The following is a 16,922-nucleotide window of genomic DNA, read 5'->3' as shown; positions in this document are numbered from 1 at the left end:
AATTACATTGAGATGTTTTATAACCCAAGGCGCCGGCACGGCACGAGTGGTGACCTGTCACCGGTCGAGTACGAAAAGCGTCATTACCAGAGTCTGGCGAGTGTCTAGAATACTGGGGGCGATTCAGATGTATAAAGAATTGGCCGCAGCAAAAGAGCTTTTGCAGCAAAAAGTGTCTCTTCTACATTCGCTGGCGGACACTGACGAGTTGACTGGGCTTCTTAACCGAGCAGCCCTGACTCGCCATTTAAATCAGCAAATGGGTAGCTCGAGATCCAGCGAAAACGCATTCGCCCTTGCGTTTCTTGATTTAGACGGATTCAAGGAAATCAATGACGCTTACGGGCATGACGTAGGTGACAAGCTGCTCCGCTTGGTAGCTAAACGGATGGCGGCAAATCTCAGGACACACGACATTGTGTCGAGGTTCGGCGGTGACGAGTTTGTTGTCATTATGCAGGGTAATCTTGGTGACAGCTCAGCAATGGATTCGCTCGACCGACTGATTCATCAGCTTTCCCAGCCCTTTCATATAGGTTCGTTATCTCTCAGTATTTCAGCTAGCGCGGGCATCACACTTTATCCGCAGACTGAACCTATTGCTTCTGACCAGCTAATTCGCCAGGCGGACCAAGCTATGTATCAGGCCAAGCTAACCGGTCGAAACCGAGTATGTATGTTCAACCTGGATAAAGAGCTAGCGCAGAAGGGCCAGCATCAGAAAGCAACCGAAATTCAGGCTGCCATAGCTGAACATCAGTTCGAGCTTTATTTCCAACCTAAAGTGAATATGCGCACCGGTCAGGTATTGGGAGCTGAGGCACTTATTAGGTGGAATCACCCTACTCAGGGGCTTTTAGGTCCAGCAAGCTTTCTATCTGACGTCAGTGAAAGTCATCAAGGAGTAGAGCTTGGCCGTTGGGTCATAGCTGCCGCGCTCGCACAGATGGGGAGCTGGCATGATCAAGGGAGAAACATCAACGTCAGTGTTAACATTGCAGGCTACCACCTGCAACATTCTTCCTTTGTTGAAGAGCTTGCTCTAATGCTAGCCAAATTCCCCATGCTGCGTAAGCAGCAGCTTGAGCTGGAGGTCCTTGAAACAAATGCGATCAACGATATAGATCAGGTTTCTATAGTCCTCGCTGCGTGTAAAAATTTGGGTGTAAATATCTCGCTGGATGATTTTGGCACAGGCTATTCCACTCTTGGCCATCTCAAGGTATTAACGGTGGATGTGCTTAAAATTGATCGCAGCTTTGTAAAAGACATGCTCTCGAGCCAAGGTGACCTAGCAATATTGAAAGGCGTGATCAGCTTCGCCCAAGCGTTCGAATGCGATGTTATCGCCGAGGGTGTGGAAACGTTGCAACATGGTCAGCGCCTCATTGAATTGGGATGCGAAATGGGCCAAGGCTATTACATCGCCAGGCCTATGCCCGCCGTGGATCTGTCAGCTTGGACTGATGCCTGGCAACAATCGCAATATGAAAATAAATTCAAATTTACCGCTAGGGCCGCGGGTAACAAAGGTTAGTACGATGCTTACAAGAGACAGCATTATCGCTCGCAACAATGTGGTTACAATGGGATCAGGACCGGAGACGCTTATGCTAGGCCATGGTTTCGGTTGTGATCAGAATATGTGGCAATACCTTGTACCTAGCTTGATCGACCGTTATACATTAATCCTCTTTGATTACGTCGGCGCAGGCCAGTCCGACCTGTCGGCCTTCAGTCTCTCACGCTACAGCTCATTGGAAGGGCACGCTCAGGACGTTAATGAGATCTGCGAAGCAATGGATCTCAAGCAAGTGCATTTTGTCGGCCATTCAGTCAGCAGCACAATTGGCTTGTTAGCTGCTCTAGCCGACCCGGATCGCTTCGCCAGTCAGGTAATGGTTTGTCCGTCGCCATGCTTCCTCAACGAGCCGCCTGGCTACCATGGGGGCTTTGATATAGCGGACTTGGAGGAGTTGGTCGGTTTAATGGATCGAAACTACATCGGCTGGGCAAGCTACCTGGCACCCATTGTTATGGGTATTGGGAATTCTGACAAATTAATTGGGCAGCTTGCTGATAGTTTTTGTTCGACTGATCCATTGATAGCCAAAACCTTTGCCCGTGCTACCTTTTTTTCCGATTACCGAGATCTACTCCCCAAAAACAGGCACCCGGCGCTTTTGCTTCAAAGCGGTGTCGATGCTCTTGCCGATGAACGTGTGGGCAGATACATGGAAGCCCACATGCCTAAAAGTGAACTACGGATACTGCCCACTCAGGGCCACTGTATCCACATGACACATCCAGACCTTGTGTCCCAGCACATCGTAGATTGGATGGGGTAGCAAAGCTTTGTTTGTTACTCGATCTAGGGTCCAAATTACTAATGGCCTACTTTTGTCATCGACAACGTCTAGTCGATGGCGGTCCCAACATCTACTTATAATGCTGCTTCCATCTATGACGCTGGCAATGCTGGCAATGCTGGCGCTGTTGGTCAGCGCTTGCAAACCGATCTTGACCTTTCTTGATAGCACGATCTGTGTACCAAAAAAATCATATAGATTGGAAAGTCAGCTAGGGGCTGGTTTATCTGCGAGTTCCTTGATCTATGTCAGCTTTTATGGAAATAAAGCTAAAGGAACATCACGAACGGGCGATAGAAGGTGAATTGCCACTCTATATTGGCTATTTTGGCGGCCTTGGCTATGGCATTTCGCCACCACCCTGTGAGTACTTAAAATGCGGAAAAATTTACCGGTCACAAATAATGAGCGCCAATTTCCGTCAGGCCAGAAGCTGATTTCTTCCACCGACCTAAACGGCACCATCAAGCACTGTAATAGGGCCTTTGTGGAGGTCAGTGGTTTTGATCGAGAGGAGCTGATTGGGCAGCCGCATAACATCGTTCGTCACCCAGACATGCCGCCCGCTGCTTACGAAAATATGTGGTCGCATTTAAAAGCAGGTAGGCCTTGGATGGGTTTAGTTAAGAACAGGTGTAAAAATGGTGACTATTACTGGGTAAGTGCTTATGTGACGCCTGTGACCGAGAGCGGAAAGGTTGTTGGCTATGAGTCAGTCAGGTCTTGTCCGAGAAAAGAGGATGTTGAGCGCGCGGCCAAGTTATACAAACGAATCAATGACGGGAAAGGCATCGTGCAGTGGTGGGAAAAAATCCCAGTAGCCACGATCCTGTTATTAGCGATGATCGCCGTTGCCGGCACCCTGCACATTCTTAGCTTACCTGTCCTGGCGATTGGCCTGCTCTCACTGAGCCTGCTGGCATCTGTCGTTTGGAAAGAGACAGCTGAGAAAGCCTTGCGGAATTCCATTACCAAGCTTCTGGAAAAAAGTTTTACAGATACTCTTGCCGCCAAGAGCTACACAGACGACTCGCCCGACCAAGGCCGCATCAAAGTCGCGGTTATGGCTCAGCGAGCCCATCTGGACGCCATCCTGACACGGTTAGAAGACTCTGCTGGCCAGGTCACCGCTCGATCTGTATCAGGACTCGCGATTGCTCATGAAACACAGGAGGCGCTGCATAAACAACAGGCCGAGACTGAGCAAGTCGCAACTGCGGTTCATGAGATGTCCACCACCATTGCAGAGGTGTCTGCGAATGTTCAGATGACAGCCACAAAGGCTGAGAACTCGCGAGAGCTAGCTACCAGTGGAAGATCCGTTGTGGGTTCTACCCGCAAGGCTATTGAAGAGCTTAAAACCACCGTAGATGGCATTCGCCAGTCAGTTACTGATTTGGCAAAGCAGAGTCACAGTATTGCTTCTGCTGCGGCAATCATTGAACAAATTGCCGACCAGACCAATCTGCTGGCGCTCAATGCGGCTATCGAGGCGGCTCGCGCGGGCGAGCATGGACGAGGCTTTGCTGTTGTGGCGGATGAAGTCAGAAACTTAGCTCGCCGGACGCAAGACTCGACTCAAGAGATTCACTCTGTGTTGCAAACACTTCTGGAAGGCTCAGAACGTTCTGTTGCCATTGCAGAGAAAGGTACGACCGCAGCGGAGTCTGGCTTACAAAAAATGCTTGAAACTGAAGGAACGCTTTCAAGCATTGCAAGCGCTGTAAGCGACATCGCTGACATGGCGTTACAGATGGCCGCAGCGGTAGAAGAACAGGCTCAAGTATCGGATCAGATAAACGCTCAGGTTGAAAATATTTCCACCTTGGCACGCTCCAGCCTTAAAAAAGGCGAAGATACCACAGGAAGTGTTGAAGCAATCGGCGTGATCGCTCAAGATTTACATGAGTTAGTGGTGAGATTTAAGTAAGCCTCATTAGGAGTTAGGATTTCATGTCATTACGACAGGATGGGGCGTTGGCTGCCGTTTTGAGCGCAGCCGTAGATGCCATGGTGGTTATCGATCACAAAGGCATTATCCAACAGGTATCAGCCTCTGTGGAGCGACTATTTGAGTATTCGCCCCTTGAGTGCGTAGGCAAGAATATCAGCATGTTTATGCCGGCACCGGATCGACATGCTCATGATGGTTATATTGCAAATTATTTGAATGGCGGCCGCCCAAAAATAATTGGTATAGGGCGAAAAACTACAGGCCGAAAAAAAACGGGCCAAAACTTTCCGATGCACCTATCAGTTGGGGAGTTTGAGTTTGCTGGCGAGACGTATTTTGTTGGGATCTGTCACGATCTCTCTGATTACAATCAGGCTATTGAAAAACTGCATCAGGCTGAAAAACGATACAAGGATATAGTCGAAAGTCAGAAGCATTTTATCTGCCGGATAGATAAGCTGCTTAATATTACATTTGCCAATACTTCCTTTCTTAAGGCGTTGGGTATGCCATATCAGGAGGTAGTTGGTTCTCAATTGAAAACCGTTATTAACAAAAGCTACAAGAACCTCTCTTTATCATTTAATGAGCTGTTTTCAGATCCTGATTTATATGAGATTAATATAAAGATCGAAATGAAAACAAAAGGACCTACGGTAATTACGGACTGGTCTTTTCGTAAGGTAGAAGACCAGCAAAATGATTCTAAGGAACTCCAGGGAATAGGTATCGATGTTTCAGAGAAAGAGGCAGCCATTTTAAAAGCCGAATACATGAGAAGTCATGATCAATTGACTGGTCTATTGAAGGCGGATTCCCTGTCGGAACGATTTAATGGCCTTGCTCATCATGAAAATAACTATAGCATTTATCACTTAGATTTGGTTCGCTTCGGGCAAATTAACCAGCGCCATGGATATAATTTTGGGGATCAGGTGCTTGTTGATGTGACAACACGAATTCAAAAGATACTGCCAAAAGGTTCTCTGTTTTCTCGAGCAGGTGGTGACGAGTTCATCGCAATATCTCCAATAGAAGATCAGGCCTATGCAATAAGGCTAGGAGAGGAACTTCTAGCAGTATTTTCTGAACCATATTCTTTAGCAGATCAAAATCACCTCTTGGATACCAAGATAGGAGTTGCACTTTTCCCCGCAGATGCTGGCCGCATATCCCGTGCAATAGAGCTGTCTGAGGTGGCCCTCAAGGATGCGAAAGCAAATGGTGGAGCTATCGTATTCTATGAGAAAGAAAGCCATGCCGATTCTCTTAGGCGAATAATTATCGAACAAGAGCTTAAAGCTGCTTTTAAAAATAATTCCATTGATATCTATTTGCAGCCTAAAATTGATCTCGGATCTAGAAAAACCTGCTCTTATGAAGCTCTGGCACGATGGAAACACGCCGAGCTTGGACATATTTCTCCCGCGGAGTTTGTTCCGATTGCAGAGATGAATGGTTTGGGTTCAATCTTGGATTTTTATGTACTTAGGGCGGTCGCAAAAATACTTTCAGACAGACTTTCAGAAGGACAAGCTTGCATTCCGGTCGCGGTGAATATTACCGCAGCGCATTTTTCTGATATCAATATTTTCGACTATCTTTCAGATATACTTAAAGAATATTCTCTTCCGCCGGATCTCATTGAGTTGGAAATAACCGAACGGGCTATACTTAGCACCTGTGCTATTGCCACTGAAAACTTCAAGCGATTACGACAGGCAGGAATAAAAATCAGCATTGATGATTTCGGCACTGGTTACTCCTCCTTAAGCTATTTAAAAAAGCTTGAGGTTGATGAGATTAAGATTGATAAGTCCTTTATTGATGATATCGAAGAAAGAAATGGAGAGGTTGTCATTCAAGCAATAATGACTATTGCTCAGGCATATGGTCTTACTGTTACCGCAGAAGGGGTGGAAACAGCGGCTCAAGCTAGAATACTAACTGACATGGGCTGCACACTTGGTCAGGGCTACTTTTTTAGTCGACCGATACCATGGCAAGAGGCTTTTATGTAATACAATCATTTCAAGCCCCTTTAAAGAATGGAAAGTACAATGAAATAGAATAGCCTTACGAACCTCCTCGGCGCACTGTTAATCGTAGCATGGGCCGCCCCCGCTTCGGCTCAAAGTTTCGATTGTGCCAAGGCCACCAGCTTCGTCGAAAAAACCATCTGCTCAGATTCCTACACAGGTCACCTGGACGAATGGCTGGCCCGAGAATATTCCGATGCGATGTCTTTAGTGACAGATACAGCAGCGTTACGAGCATCCCAACGCGAATGGTTGAAGATCCGCGATCAATGCTTGGACAGAGACTGCGTCGACGTAGCCATAGGCAGCCGAATCAACGAGCTTTCAAAAATCGCCAGCGCTGCGCGTGGCGAACGAGCTGCCCAGGAAAATGAATCCGCGATGGTTGCTGCTGAAACGGAATTACAGCGAAAAAAGGCGTCTACCTTTGCTCAACCTAACGCTGCCGACAAGGCCTCTTTTCCCAGGGACGAGGCTGTCAGCCTGATCGCGACCCAACCTGAGCTCTCTGTTGAAAACGAGTATGCGGAAGAAGGCGTCACGTACCCGCCACCAGAAGCGTATGAGCCGGTAGTAGCTGCCTCCCCAGCGGAGGAGCTGCCCATCTGGAAATATGGGCTGGTTCTCTTGGCCTTGTTAACGGGCCTGGCGGTGCTGATGCATCGCAACGACAGTCTTACGATCTACATTGACTTTACCGATGCGATTGTCACCAACGTCTTGCCTATGGTGGGCGGCGCCGTGGGATTGTTGCTATGGTTTCTGGAATTTCCGTCTCCCGTTCCTATGTATGCAGCCCTCCTAGGAGTCGCATCGGCTGTGGGATTCGCTACCGTATCGTCGGTCACGTCTAATGGCTATAGCTACCGGTGTCTCCTGTCCATTGTTGCAAAGCTGACCCTCGCGGCCGCTTTCTTCATTTTAATAGCGGTTTTTCTGTTCGCGCAGATGCCGACCCGTTTCAAGGATGAGAGCCGCGCCCAGGCGGAGGCACGCAACCGAAGGGCAGTGAGGGAGAGCCGCTTGGGTATAGCCGCCACTTCGGTCGGCTACGGTGCACTAATAGCCTGGGTATGCCGGTACAAGGAGTTCTCAAAGCTGTCGGAGTGCCTGAGTTTCGTCTCTAATGAGATGGAACCGAGAGTTTAATCCGACCCGGTTCCCACATTGGATATGAATCACGCGGGGTTTGGTGGAGGCCTCAACTCTTGAGAGTATGAGGCATGACTAAATCTAATAGCTACTCCCCTGAAGTCCGTGAACGTGCTGTGCGCTTGGTTCTGGAGAACTTGAAGGACTACCCATCCGAGTGGGCAGCCATTGAATCCATCGCGTCCAAGATTGGGTGTGTCCCGCAGACGCTACATGGCTGGGTGCGCAAACATCAGCCTAATACCGGCCAACGGCCTGGTCAGACGACTGACGAACGAGAGCGGCTCAAAGCCCTGAAACATGAGAACCGTGAACTGCGCAAGGCGAACGAGATTCTGCGCTTGGCCAGCGCTTATTTTGCCCAGGCGGAGCTCGACCGCCGCAACAAACCCTGAACGCCTTCGTCGACGAATATCGTGACCAGTATGGAGTCGAGGCGGTCTGTCGAGTGGTGCAGATCGCTCCGTCCGGTTACTACCGCCATACAGCTCGAGCTCGTCAGCCAGCGCTACGCAGCATGCGGGCCAGACAAGACGAGCTGCTGAGTAGTGAGATCCTACGCGTCTGGGATGACAACATGCAGTGTTATGGCGTCGTGAAGGTGTGGAAGCAGCTACATCGAGAGCGTATCAACGTCGCGTGTTGCACGGTGCAAAGGTTGATGCGCCGGCTTGGGTTACAGGGTGTTAGCCGCGGCCAGGTAATCCGTACTACGGTCCCTGATGGGAAGCTTGTGTGCCCGCTCGACAAGGTCAATCGCCAATTCCATGCCAGTCGCCCAAACGAGCTGTGGGTCTCAGACTTTACCTACGTTTCAACGTGGCAGGGCTGGCTGTACGTGGCCTTCGTGATAGATGTCTTTGCACGAAGAATCGTTGGCTGGCGCGTCAGCAACAACATGCAGACTGAGTTTGTGCTGGATGCGCTGGAGCAGGCGCTGTATGCACGGCAGCCATGGCGAGCAGATAATCTGACCCAACATAGTGACCGTGGCAGTCAACACGTCTCCATCCGCTATACAGAGCGTCTCGCGGAGGCTGGAGTAGAGCCCTCTGTTGGTAGCAAAGGAGACGGCTACGACAACGCTTTGGCTGAGACCATCAACGGATTGTGCAAGGCGGAACTGATATACCGGCAATCATGGCGGAGTCGCGAAGCAGTAGAAATAGCCACCTTGAAATGGGTTCACTGGTTCAATCATCAGCGCCTTCTTGGATCGATTGGACATATACCGCCAGCAGAAGCTGAGGCAAACTTCTACCAGCAACACACCGGTCAGGCCGTGGCCGCCTGACTTAAACGGAATGGCCTTCATAAAACCCGGTGTGATTCACTGGGCACAGCTCAAACCTGGTTTCGAACGTCTTCCCAATGACTAATTATCGTGTTCGCCGGACCAGCCGGCGTCGATGGATCTATTCATCTCTTCGATGCTTACAGTGCGGGTGGACTTAATTCTTCCCTTCAGATCGCCTACGGAAGCAGGTTTCTCGGTCGACTTATTTAGAGGATCAGTCGTGGCGTCGTCGTCATACACAGCTTCGAACCCAGGGGGATCGGAATTGTGGTCTTCATTCATTGCTAGCCCCTCGCGTGGGTTAACCATTGCGATAGGATCATTATAGCTTGCGGTTTCAAAGGCAAGATCTCTATCGGGTTCTACCCCGTTACTCCGGACGGTCAGAGAACCCGGTTGCGACATTAATCTCATCCGGGCCCTACGCTTTCTACTGCATTACCAATGGTCTACAATTACCGTATTGACAAAAAGTCAATTTCGGATCGCAAGGCACTGGTTTATATAGGGTTTTATGAGCATCAAGATTTGCGTCGTTTAACTTTGACCGAACATAGGTTTTGGCCGATTTACTTTGACCGAAGCGGAAAATAACTTTGGCCAAAGTCGCTTAGAAGCGTGATTTTTGGTTAGGTAAGGGTCGCATAACTTTGCCCACCTACACCCGGTCGGCGATAATAAAAACCCCTTAAGGCAAATGCGTTAAGGGGTTTTTTTATACTGCTGGTCAGCTGAGGTCTAACGAAAGTCGTCAGTCAGATCGGAATCAGAAAAGCCAGAGGGTGCGGCTTGTTGCTCTGGTTCGGCTGCTGTCGGCTTTTCCTCTTCGCCGGTGGCGAGCGGTGACTCGGATCGGGTGTCGTTGAACTTGGATTTCAGCTTGAGATCGGTAGGTGAGTCGGCGTAGCGCAGCGCCGTTTCCAGCGTCACGCTGCCGGCGGTAACCAGCTCATGAAGATGCTGATCGAAACTCTGTAGACCCGGCTCCTGACCCCGGTTCATCGAATCCTTTATTTCCGACAGCTCGTCACGGCCAATCAGCGTGCGGATATAGGGTGTGCGTAAGAGTACTTCGACAGCAGCAACGCGCTTTTTCTCTTTGCCTGGTACCAAGCGTTGGGCCACGATGCCGGCCAGGTTCATCGAGATATCGCTTAGCGTTTGCTTGCGCTCCCCTTCCGGAAATAGGTTAACGATGCGCTCAACGGCCTGCACGCTGTTAGTGGCGTGCAGTGTTGACACTACCAGGTGACCGGTTTCGCTGTAATGCAGAGCGTGCTGCATGGTCGCCTTGTCACGAATTTCACCGATCATGATGACGTCGGGTGATTCGCGCAGTACGTTACGCAGGGCGTGCCCAAAGCTTTTGGTGTCCAGGCCGACTTCGCGCTGATCGACGATGGCTTTCTTGTGTTTATGCAGAAACTCTATCGGATCTTCAATGCAAACAATGTGGCCAGCACGATGGGTGTTGCGGTAGTCCAGCATGGCCGCCAGGGTAGTCGATTTACCTGACCCGGTAGCGCCAACCACCAGCACCAGACCGCGATCTTTCAGGGCGAGCTTTTCCAGCTGCTTGGGTAGGCCGAGCTCGGCGAAGGGTGGAATCTTGTGGCTGATGTGGCGAACCACCATGCCGACTTCGCTGCGCTGGTAGTAGACGTTGATACGAAAGCGACCGTAGTTGGGCAGCCCAACGGCGAGGTTCATTTCCTGCTCTTCTTCAAACTCCTCGATCTGCTTCTCACTCATGACCTGATAGGCCAGCTCCTTGACTGAGCCGCTGCCTAGTGGCTGATTGCCAAACGCAAAAAAATCACCTTCACGTTTCAGCGTGACCGGAGCGCCGACGCTGAAGAACAGATCAGATCCTTCCTTTTCTACCAGAGCTTTCAGGTAGCGATAAATATCCATAGCAAGACACCGTCAGATTAGTGTTCATCGGTAGCCGTGGCGACCGTTGATTCGCCATTATGGACCATATCCTGTTCAGGCGTCGCGCAGGCTTTGTAACGCGCCATTGATCCAGGCTTCGGCCTGTTTGTTGGCTGCGACAATAGAGCGTGGGTCGCTACCCGCAGGATAGATAGCAGGCCCGATCATGACCTTGATGGTGCCTGGCTTCTTGCTCCAGCCGTGCTTGGGCCAGTACTCACCGGCATTGTGCGCGATGGGGACGATGGGCGCGTTGTTGGCACACGCCAGTGCGGCTCCGCCGCGAGAGAACTTGACCTGCTCTCCAGGCTCTTTGCGGGTGCCTTCGGGGAAGACCAGAATCCATATACCCTCGGCGAGGCGCTGACCGCCGATACGCGTCAGTTGTTGCAGTGAGTTGCGGGCCTTGCTGCGGTCGATCGCGATGGGTTTGGCCAGAGCAAAAGCCCAGCCAAAGAAGGGCACGTAGAGTAGCTCCTTCTTGATCAGCTGCGTTTGCGGGCGAAACAGTTGGGGAAGAAAGAAGGTCTCCCAGGTGCTTTGATGGTTGGACAAGATCACGCCCGGCTGGTCGGGTATATTCTCTCGCCCGATCACTTCGTGCTTGATCCCTACGATGGTCTTGGTCAGCCAGACCGCTGCGCGGGTCCACCACTCGATAATTACCTTGATCCGCCAGCGGGTACTGAGAAAAGGGGCGACAAACACGACCAGAACGCACCAGATACCAGCACTTGAGGCCAACAATAGATAGAACAGGGTGACGCGTAGGCGCATCAGCAATGACATGATTCAGGTTTCCAGAAGATGATCGACAACGGCGCTCAGGTTATCAAAAACCTGAGTGCCTGCGGGCAGCGCTTTGTACTGAGTGCTCTCGCCTTTGCCAGTACGTACCAGGTAAGGCGTGCAGCCAAGGGCAACGCCCGCTTCGAGATCCCGCAGGCTGTCACCTACGGTCGGTACACCGGTCAGTTCAGTGTGCAGCAATTGGGCAATCTGGCGAAATAACCCCGGGGCCGGTTTGCGGCAGTCGCAGCCGGCCTCAGGGGTGTGCGGGCAATAGCGAATCAGATCTACCGTGCCGCCCTGCTCTGCCACTAACTCGCGCAGGCGCTGATGCATGCTTTCCAGGGTGGCCTCGGAGTAATAGCCGCGGCCTACTCCCGACTGATTGGTTGCCACAGCGACGGTCCAGCCAGCCAGGCTAAGGCGCGCCATTGCCGCGATAGAGCCGGGGATGGGAATCCACTCATCCAGCGTCTTGATGTAGGCGTCGGAATCCTGATTGATGACACCGTCGCGGTCGAGAATGATCAGCTTCACAGCGGCAAGCTCCTAGCGGCAAGCTACAAGCCAAAGCGGACGCATCGCCGCCCAGTGCTCGTAGCCTGTTGCTGCTTCAACCCAATAGCGATATATCGGCGACACCGAGGAACAACCCGCGCAAACGTGCCAGCAGCGCGTAGCGGTTGGCTTTTACTGCGGGGTCTTCGGCGTTGACCAGCACCTGATCGAAGAAGGCATCCACAGGCTCGCGCAGCCCTGCCAGGCGCTCGAGTGCCTGCTGATACTGCCGGTCAGCTGCTAGCGGCGCGACGTGCTGTTCAGCAGCCGCTACGGCGCTGGCCAGCGCTTGCTCCGCCGTTTCCTGCAGCAACGCGCTGTCGATGGCGATAGAAACCTCGCCGTCAGCCTTGGATAGAATGTTGGATACGCGCTTGTTGGCAGCGGCCAGGGTGTCGGCTTCGGGTAAGCGGCGGAAAGCCTGTACGGCCTGCACGCGCTGATCAAAGTCCAGCGGCGATACCGGGCTGACGGCGCGCACCGACTGGTAAACGGCAACGTCGATGCCTTCGTCTTCGTAACGTGCGCGCAGGCGATCAAAGATGAAGTCCTGCACCAGCGCGATCAGACCGTCGGCTTTTACCCGTTCGCCGTACTGTTGAATGGCAACCTGCAGGGCGGCGTTCAGATTCAGTTCCAGCTGCTTCTCGATCAGGATACGCAGCACACCCAGTGCCGCACGACGCAGCGCATAGGGGTCCTTGGAACCGGTGGGTAGCATGCCGATGCCGAAAATGCCGACCAGGGTATCGATTTTGTCAGCCAGCGCGACAGCGGCCCCGGTCAGGGTGCTGGGCAGCTCGGCGCCCGCACCACGCGGCATGTATTGTTCGTTCAGCGCCAGGGCAACATCCTCGGCCTCGCCGTCGTGTTTGGCGTAGTAATAACCGGCGATACCTTGTAGCTCCGGGAACTCACCGACCATCTCGGTCGAGAGATCACACTTGCTTAGCAAGCCCGCGCGCTGCGCTTTGCTCTCGTCGCCGCCAATCTGTTCAGCGATAAAGCCAGCCAGGTTAGAGACGCGGGTGGCCTTATCAAACACGCTGCCTAACTCGGCCTGGAATACCACATTGGCCAAGCGCTCATTGTGGCTTTCCAGCGGCTGCTTTTTATCCTGCTTGAAGAAAAACTCGGCGTCGGTCAGGCGCGGGCGCACGACTTTCTCGTTACCCTCGATGATCTGCCGTGGGTCTTTGCTTTCCAGGTTAGAGACGGTAATAAAGCGGGGCAGCAGCTTGCCGCTGGCATCCAGCAGGCAGAAGTACTTCTGGTTATCCTGCATGGTGGAAATCAGAGCTTCCTGTGGCACATCAAGGAATCGCTCTTCAAAGCTGCACACCAAAGGTACCGGCCACTCGACCAGCGCGGTCACTTCGTCCAGCAGATCTGGCGGTACGATTGCGGTGCCCTGCTGCTCGGCGGCCAGCTCTGCTACCCGCTGGCTGATCAGCTCGCGACGCTCGGCGAAATCGGCAACCACATAGGTCTTGCGCAGCGCATCGGCATACGCGGATGGCGAGCTGATGGTGATGTTGTCCGGATGATGGAAGCGATGGCCGCGCGACTGGTTTCCAGCGCTCTGGGCCAGAATCTCACAGGGGATCACCTGCTCACCCAGCAGCATCACCAGCCATTGGGTGGGGCGAACAAATTCGGTTTTGCGATCGGCCCAGCGCATGCGCTTGGGGATCGGCAACGCGGCCAATGCGGCATCAACGATGCCAGGTAGCAAGTCAGCGGCGGGCTGACCGGGTATGGCCTGTACAAAGCGCAGCTTGGGGCCGCTTTGATCCAGTTCGGCGACGCTGACACCACACTTGCGGGCAAAGCCTTCGGCGGCTTTGGTTGGGTTGCCGTCCTTATCAAAAGCGGCTTGGACCGGCGGGCCGTCCATTTGATTGCTGCGGTCGGGTTGCTGGCTGGCAAGCTGGTCCACCTGAATGGCCAGACGACGCGGCGCCGCAAAGTAACGCGCCGCGCGGTAATCCAGAGCGGCTTCTTTCAGCCCTTTTTCAACACCTGCAAGAAAGGCCTCGGCGAGCTTTTTCAGCGCCTTGGGCGGCAGCTCTTCGGTACCCAGTTCAACCAGAAAATCCTGAGCCTGCATTATTCGGCCTCCTTCAGCTTGGCCAGTACTTCATCACGCAATTCGGGGGTAGCCATCGGGAAACCGAGGCGGGCGCGAGCCAGCAGGTAACTCTGGGCGATGGCACGAGACAGTGAGCGCACACGTAAAATGTAGCGCTGACGCTCGGTTACCGAGATAGCGCGGCGCGCATCCAGCAGGTTGAAAGTGTGCGATGCCTTGATGACCATCTCGTAGGCTGGCAGCGGTAACGCCAATTCAATCAGCCGGTTGGCTTCGCTTTCATAGAAGTCGAACAGGCCAAACAGCTTATCGACGTTCGCGTGTTCAAAGTTGTAGGTCGACTGCTCCACTTCGTTCTGATGGAACACATCGCCGTAGGTGACCTTGCCGAACGGGCCATCGGAGTACACCAGATCGTAGACTGAATCGACGCCCTGCAGGTACATCGCCAGGCGCTCAAGACCGTAGGTGATCTCACCGGTTACCGGGTAGCACTCGACGCCACCGACCTGCTGGAAGTAAGTGAACTGGGTCACTTCCATGCCGTTCAGCCAGACTTCCCAACCCAGACCCCAGGCACCCAGCGTAGGGGATTCCCAGTTGTCTTCGACAAAGCGGATATCGTGTACCAGCGGGTCGATGCCGATGTGACGCAGGGAATCCAGGTATAGCTCCTGGATGTTGTCCGGGTTCGGTTTGAGTACCACTTGAAACTGGTAGTAGTGCTGCAGGCGGTTGGGATTCTCGCCGTAGCGACCATCAGCCGGGCGGCGGCTGGGCTGCACATAGGCGGCGTTCCACTTCTCCGGGCCAATGGCGCGCAGGAAGGTGGCGGTGTGGAAGGTGCCGGCACCCATTTCCATGTCGTAGGGTTGCATCACCACACAACCCCGTTCTGCCCAATAGCTTTGCAGGGCAAGGATCAGTCCTTGAAAGGTGTGGACGGCTGGATTGGTCTGAGTCACGTGTTTCACCCGGATAGGCTGCGAAATAAAGAAAGGGCGCAGTATACAGGATTATGGGCGCAGACAGCGACGGTGCTGCTGCCTTGCCGGGTTGGCTGCAGACGGTTGACGAGTACTGGTCGTCAATATTACGGCAGAAAAGAGTGGTTTCTTGTTTATTGCCTTTTTTTTGTCTTTTGAGCACTATGTCACGATTCTAATATTGCGTTGATATCAGATGATGCATGTTCAAACATGGAGGTAAGCTTGAAACTTAAAAATAGACTTTTGCCGTTCAGCTTTGTGGCTGGTTTGTGTTTGCCGATGGTCGGCTTTGCTGAGCCGGGCCCGGTTGACCCGAGTATGAATCCGTTCGTGACTGTTGAATACGGCGGCAGCACCTACAGCATCACCTATCTGAATACGTCGTACACGGATAGCCCCGACATCCTGAGTGCCCAGCCTTGGTGGGGCAACTCCAGCCTGTCCTTTGCCCTTGCCGGACTAGTGGGGCAAGCAGGGAACCTGGATACCTTTTTGCTCTTTGGATACGGCATTCAGGGTACTAACGTATCTATTGATTATTATGATGGCGTATCTGGACCTGGACCTGGACCTGGACCTGGACCTGGACCTGGACCTGGACCTGGACCTATAGTAATTAATTGCCCATCTACCTGCCCAACTCTTGATGTTGACTATAGTTACGCCATCCTCAACGAGCTGATAACGCAGGCATCCATGGCCAATAGCCTGCAATCAACCTCGCAAGGTTTAAGCTCGCTCAATAGCGGCCTGAATATGATGGTCAATGGCGCTCACAGCCGTCCGTTGTCGCGCATGGTTGCGCCGGGCAAGAGCACCTTCTGGGCGGCGGGTGATTGGGGTACTGATGAGCATGCCCAGCGTTCCGGCTCCGCTGGGCTGGCGGAAGTGGGGGTGGGTCACAACTACGGTAGCGTTCAGCTTAATGCGTCACTGGGTCAAACCTGGGCGCGGCAGAATTTGAGCAGCAATGGCCGTGCCGAAAGTGACGGCCAGTATCTGCTGGTAGAAGGCATAGTCCCGGTCTCTGCAGAGCAAAACCTGTTCGCGACCCTGGGTGCCTTTGGTCACTGGGGCGAGATAGACATGCGTCGTGGCTACATCAGCGCCAGCGCGCTGGATTCCTCCAAGGGTAATGCCGATAGTCAAACCTGGGGCCTGCGGGCACGTTTGGACTGGGTCGATGCGCTGTCGCTGGGTAATACCGGAATCAGCCCCTACGCGGATCTGAGCTATACCCACTCAAAGCTTGATGGTTACACCGAGAAAGGCGGTGCGAATCCGGCCAGTTTTGATAGTCGGACAGACCGCTATACCGAAGCGCGCCTGGGCTTTGGCACAGAAACACCGCTGAGCTGGTGGTCTGGCTATAACCTGGTTGCCAATCTTGAGGCGGCGCATCGGTTTGAAGATCGCAGCGCCGGCGTCAGCGGCAATGTGAATGGACTCTTCACTTTCAACCTGCCCGGCGAAGATTACCAGAACGATTGGTTGAAGGCCGGTGTTGGTATCGAAGGTTTGCTGGGCGACGGCAAGGCCTCGCTGATGCTGAACGGCACCACCGATAGCGACCAACCTGACATGTGGGTTGCGGCGAGCTACCAGTTGTCCTTCTGATAGCGCTTGCAGATAACCTGATACGGCGTCCGATGGCGCCGTGACGGTGTGCTTTACCATGCTCCGGTTCAGGCCGGAGTCATTGGCGCTTCGATTGTCCCCTGCTGTTTTCTCATCCCGTCTTCCGCCTT

At 52.9% G+C, this 16,922-nt stretch carries 13 protein-coding genes and 1 other annotated feature; of the genes, 8 read left to right on the top strand and 5 right to left on the bottom strand.

Translation table 11 applies throughout. The features are described from left to right. The 7 genes from H4J77_RS14345 to H4J77_RS14315 all read left to right on the top strand — a co-directional run. Positions 1-108 (top strand): IS3 family transposase (locus H4J77_RS14345; protein ID WP_148079639.1); only part of this gene is annotated, 108 nt, incomplete at its 5' end. A 19-nt stretch (positions 109-127) separates the two neighbouring features. Continuing rightward, positions 128-1,537: a bifunctional diguanylate cyclase/phosphodiesterase gene (locus tag H4J77_RS14340; protein WP_182249103.1), complete on the top strand. Its 1,410-nt coding sequence runs from the start codon at positions 128-130 to the stop codon at positions 1,535-1,537. A 73-nt stretch (positions 1,538-1,610) separates the two neighbouring features. Next, a complete protein-coding gene (locus tag H4J77_RS14335; protein ID WP_220469368.1) occupies positions 1,611-2,348 on the top strand; it encodes an alpha/beta fold hydrolase in 738 nt (245 codons plus the stop codon). Between the two features lie 397 nt (positions 2,349-2,745). Next, positions 2,746-4,299 (top strand): PAS domain-containing methyl-accepting chemotaxis protein, encoded by a 1,554-nt coding sequence (locus H4J77_RS14330; RefSeq protein ID WP_182249095.1) that lies wholly within the window; start codon positions 2,746-2,748, stop codon positions 4,297-4,299. A 23-nt stretch (positions 4,300-4,322) separates the two neighbouring features. Further along, positions 4,323-6,344 (top strand): EAL domain-containing protein, encoded by a 2,022-nt coding sequence (locus H4J77_RS14325; RefSeq protein ID WP_182249093.1) that lies wholly within the window; start codon positions 4,323-4,325, stop codon positions 6,342-6,344. Positions 6,345-6,614: 270 nt separating this feature from the next. Next, the gene (locus H4J77_RS14320) at positions 6,615-7,511 is read left to right on the top strand and encodes a hypothetical protein (protein ID WP_182249091.1); all 897 of its coding nucleotides are present in this window, start codon (positions 6,615-6,617) and stop codon (positions 7,509-7,511) included. Positions 7,512-7,585: 74 nt separating this feature from the next. Then, positions 7,586-8,808, top strand: a protein-coding gene (locus tag H4J77_RS14315) for an IS3 family transposase (protein WP_182249089.1) whose coding sequence is annotated in 2 segments (ribosomal slippage) — positions 7,586-7,871 and positions 7,871-8,808 — 1,224 coding nt in all. Because the reading frame shifts where the segments join, the coding sequence is not laid out codon by codon here. Further along, positions 7,864-7,980: a sequence feature (AL1L pseudoknot), on the top strand. (Overlaps the previous gene by 117 nt.) 741 nt (positions 8,809-9,549) lie before the next feature. On the opposite strand, the gene H4J77_RS14310 is transcribed toward H4J77_RS14315, so the two are convergent. The 5 genes from H4J77_RS14310 to glyQ form a co-directional block, all read right to left on the bottom strand. Continuing rightward, positions 9,550-10,725, bottom strand: coding sequence for a PilT/PilU family type 4a pilus ATPase (locus H4J77_RS14310; RefSeq protein ID WP_182249087.1), 1,176 nt, complete (start codon positions 10,723-10,725; stop codon positions 9,550-9,552). Between the two features lie 75 nt (positions 10,726-10,800). After that, the gene (locus H4J77_RS14305) at positions 10,801-11,535 is read right to left on the bottom strand and encodes a 1-acyl-sn-glycerol-3-phosphate acyltransferase (protein ID WP_182249085.1); all 735 of its coding nucleotides are present in this window, start codon (positions 11,533-11,535) and stop codon (positions 10,801-10,803) included. Between the two features lie 3 nt (positions 11,536-11,538). Then, complete coding sequence (gene gmhB / locus H4J77_RS14300) at positions 11,539-12,072, bottom strand: D-glycero-beta-D-manno-heptose 1,7-bisphosphate 7-phosphatase (RefSeq protein ID WP_123888026.1); 534 nt, start codon at positions 12,070-12,072, stop codon at positions 11,539-11,541. Positions 12,073-12,148: 76 nt separating this feature from the next. Then, positions 12,149-14,203, bottom strand: a complete 2,055-nt coding sequence (glyS, locus tag H4J77_RS14295; RefSeq protein ID WP_182249083.1) for a glycine--tRNA ligase subunit beta — start codon at positions 14,201-14,203, stop codon at positions 12,149-12,151. Further along, positions 14,203-15,150 (bottom strand): glycine--tRNA ligase subunit alpha, encoded by a 948-nt coding sequence (gene glyQ / locus H4J77_RS14290; RefSeq protein WP_123888024.1) that lies wholly within the window; start codon positions 15,148-15,150, stop codon positions 14,203-14,205. The genes glyS and glyQ overlap by 1 nt, the downstream gene beginning before the upstream one ends. A gap of 246 nt (positions 15,151-15,396) precedes the next feature. On the opposite strand from glyQ, the gene H4J77_RS14285 reads away from it, so the two are divergent. Continuing rightward, entirely contained in the window at positions 15,397-16,791 is a 1,395-nt protein-coding gene (locus H4J77_RS14285) for an autotransporter outer membrane beta-barrel domain-containing protein (RefSeq protein WP_182249081.1), read from the top strand. Positions 16,792-16,922: the final 131 nt, after the last annotated feature.

The sequence above is a fragment of the Pseudomonas sp. 5Ae-yellow genome, assembly GCF_014077575.1.
In the GTDB taxonomy this organism is placed as follows: Bacteria; Pseudomonadota; Gammaproteobacteria; order Pseudomonadales; family Pseudomonadaceae; genus Halopseudomonas; species Halopseudomonas neustonica.
This window is presented reverse-complemented; position numbering and strand designations above follow the sequence as displayed.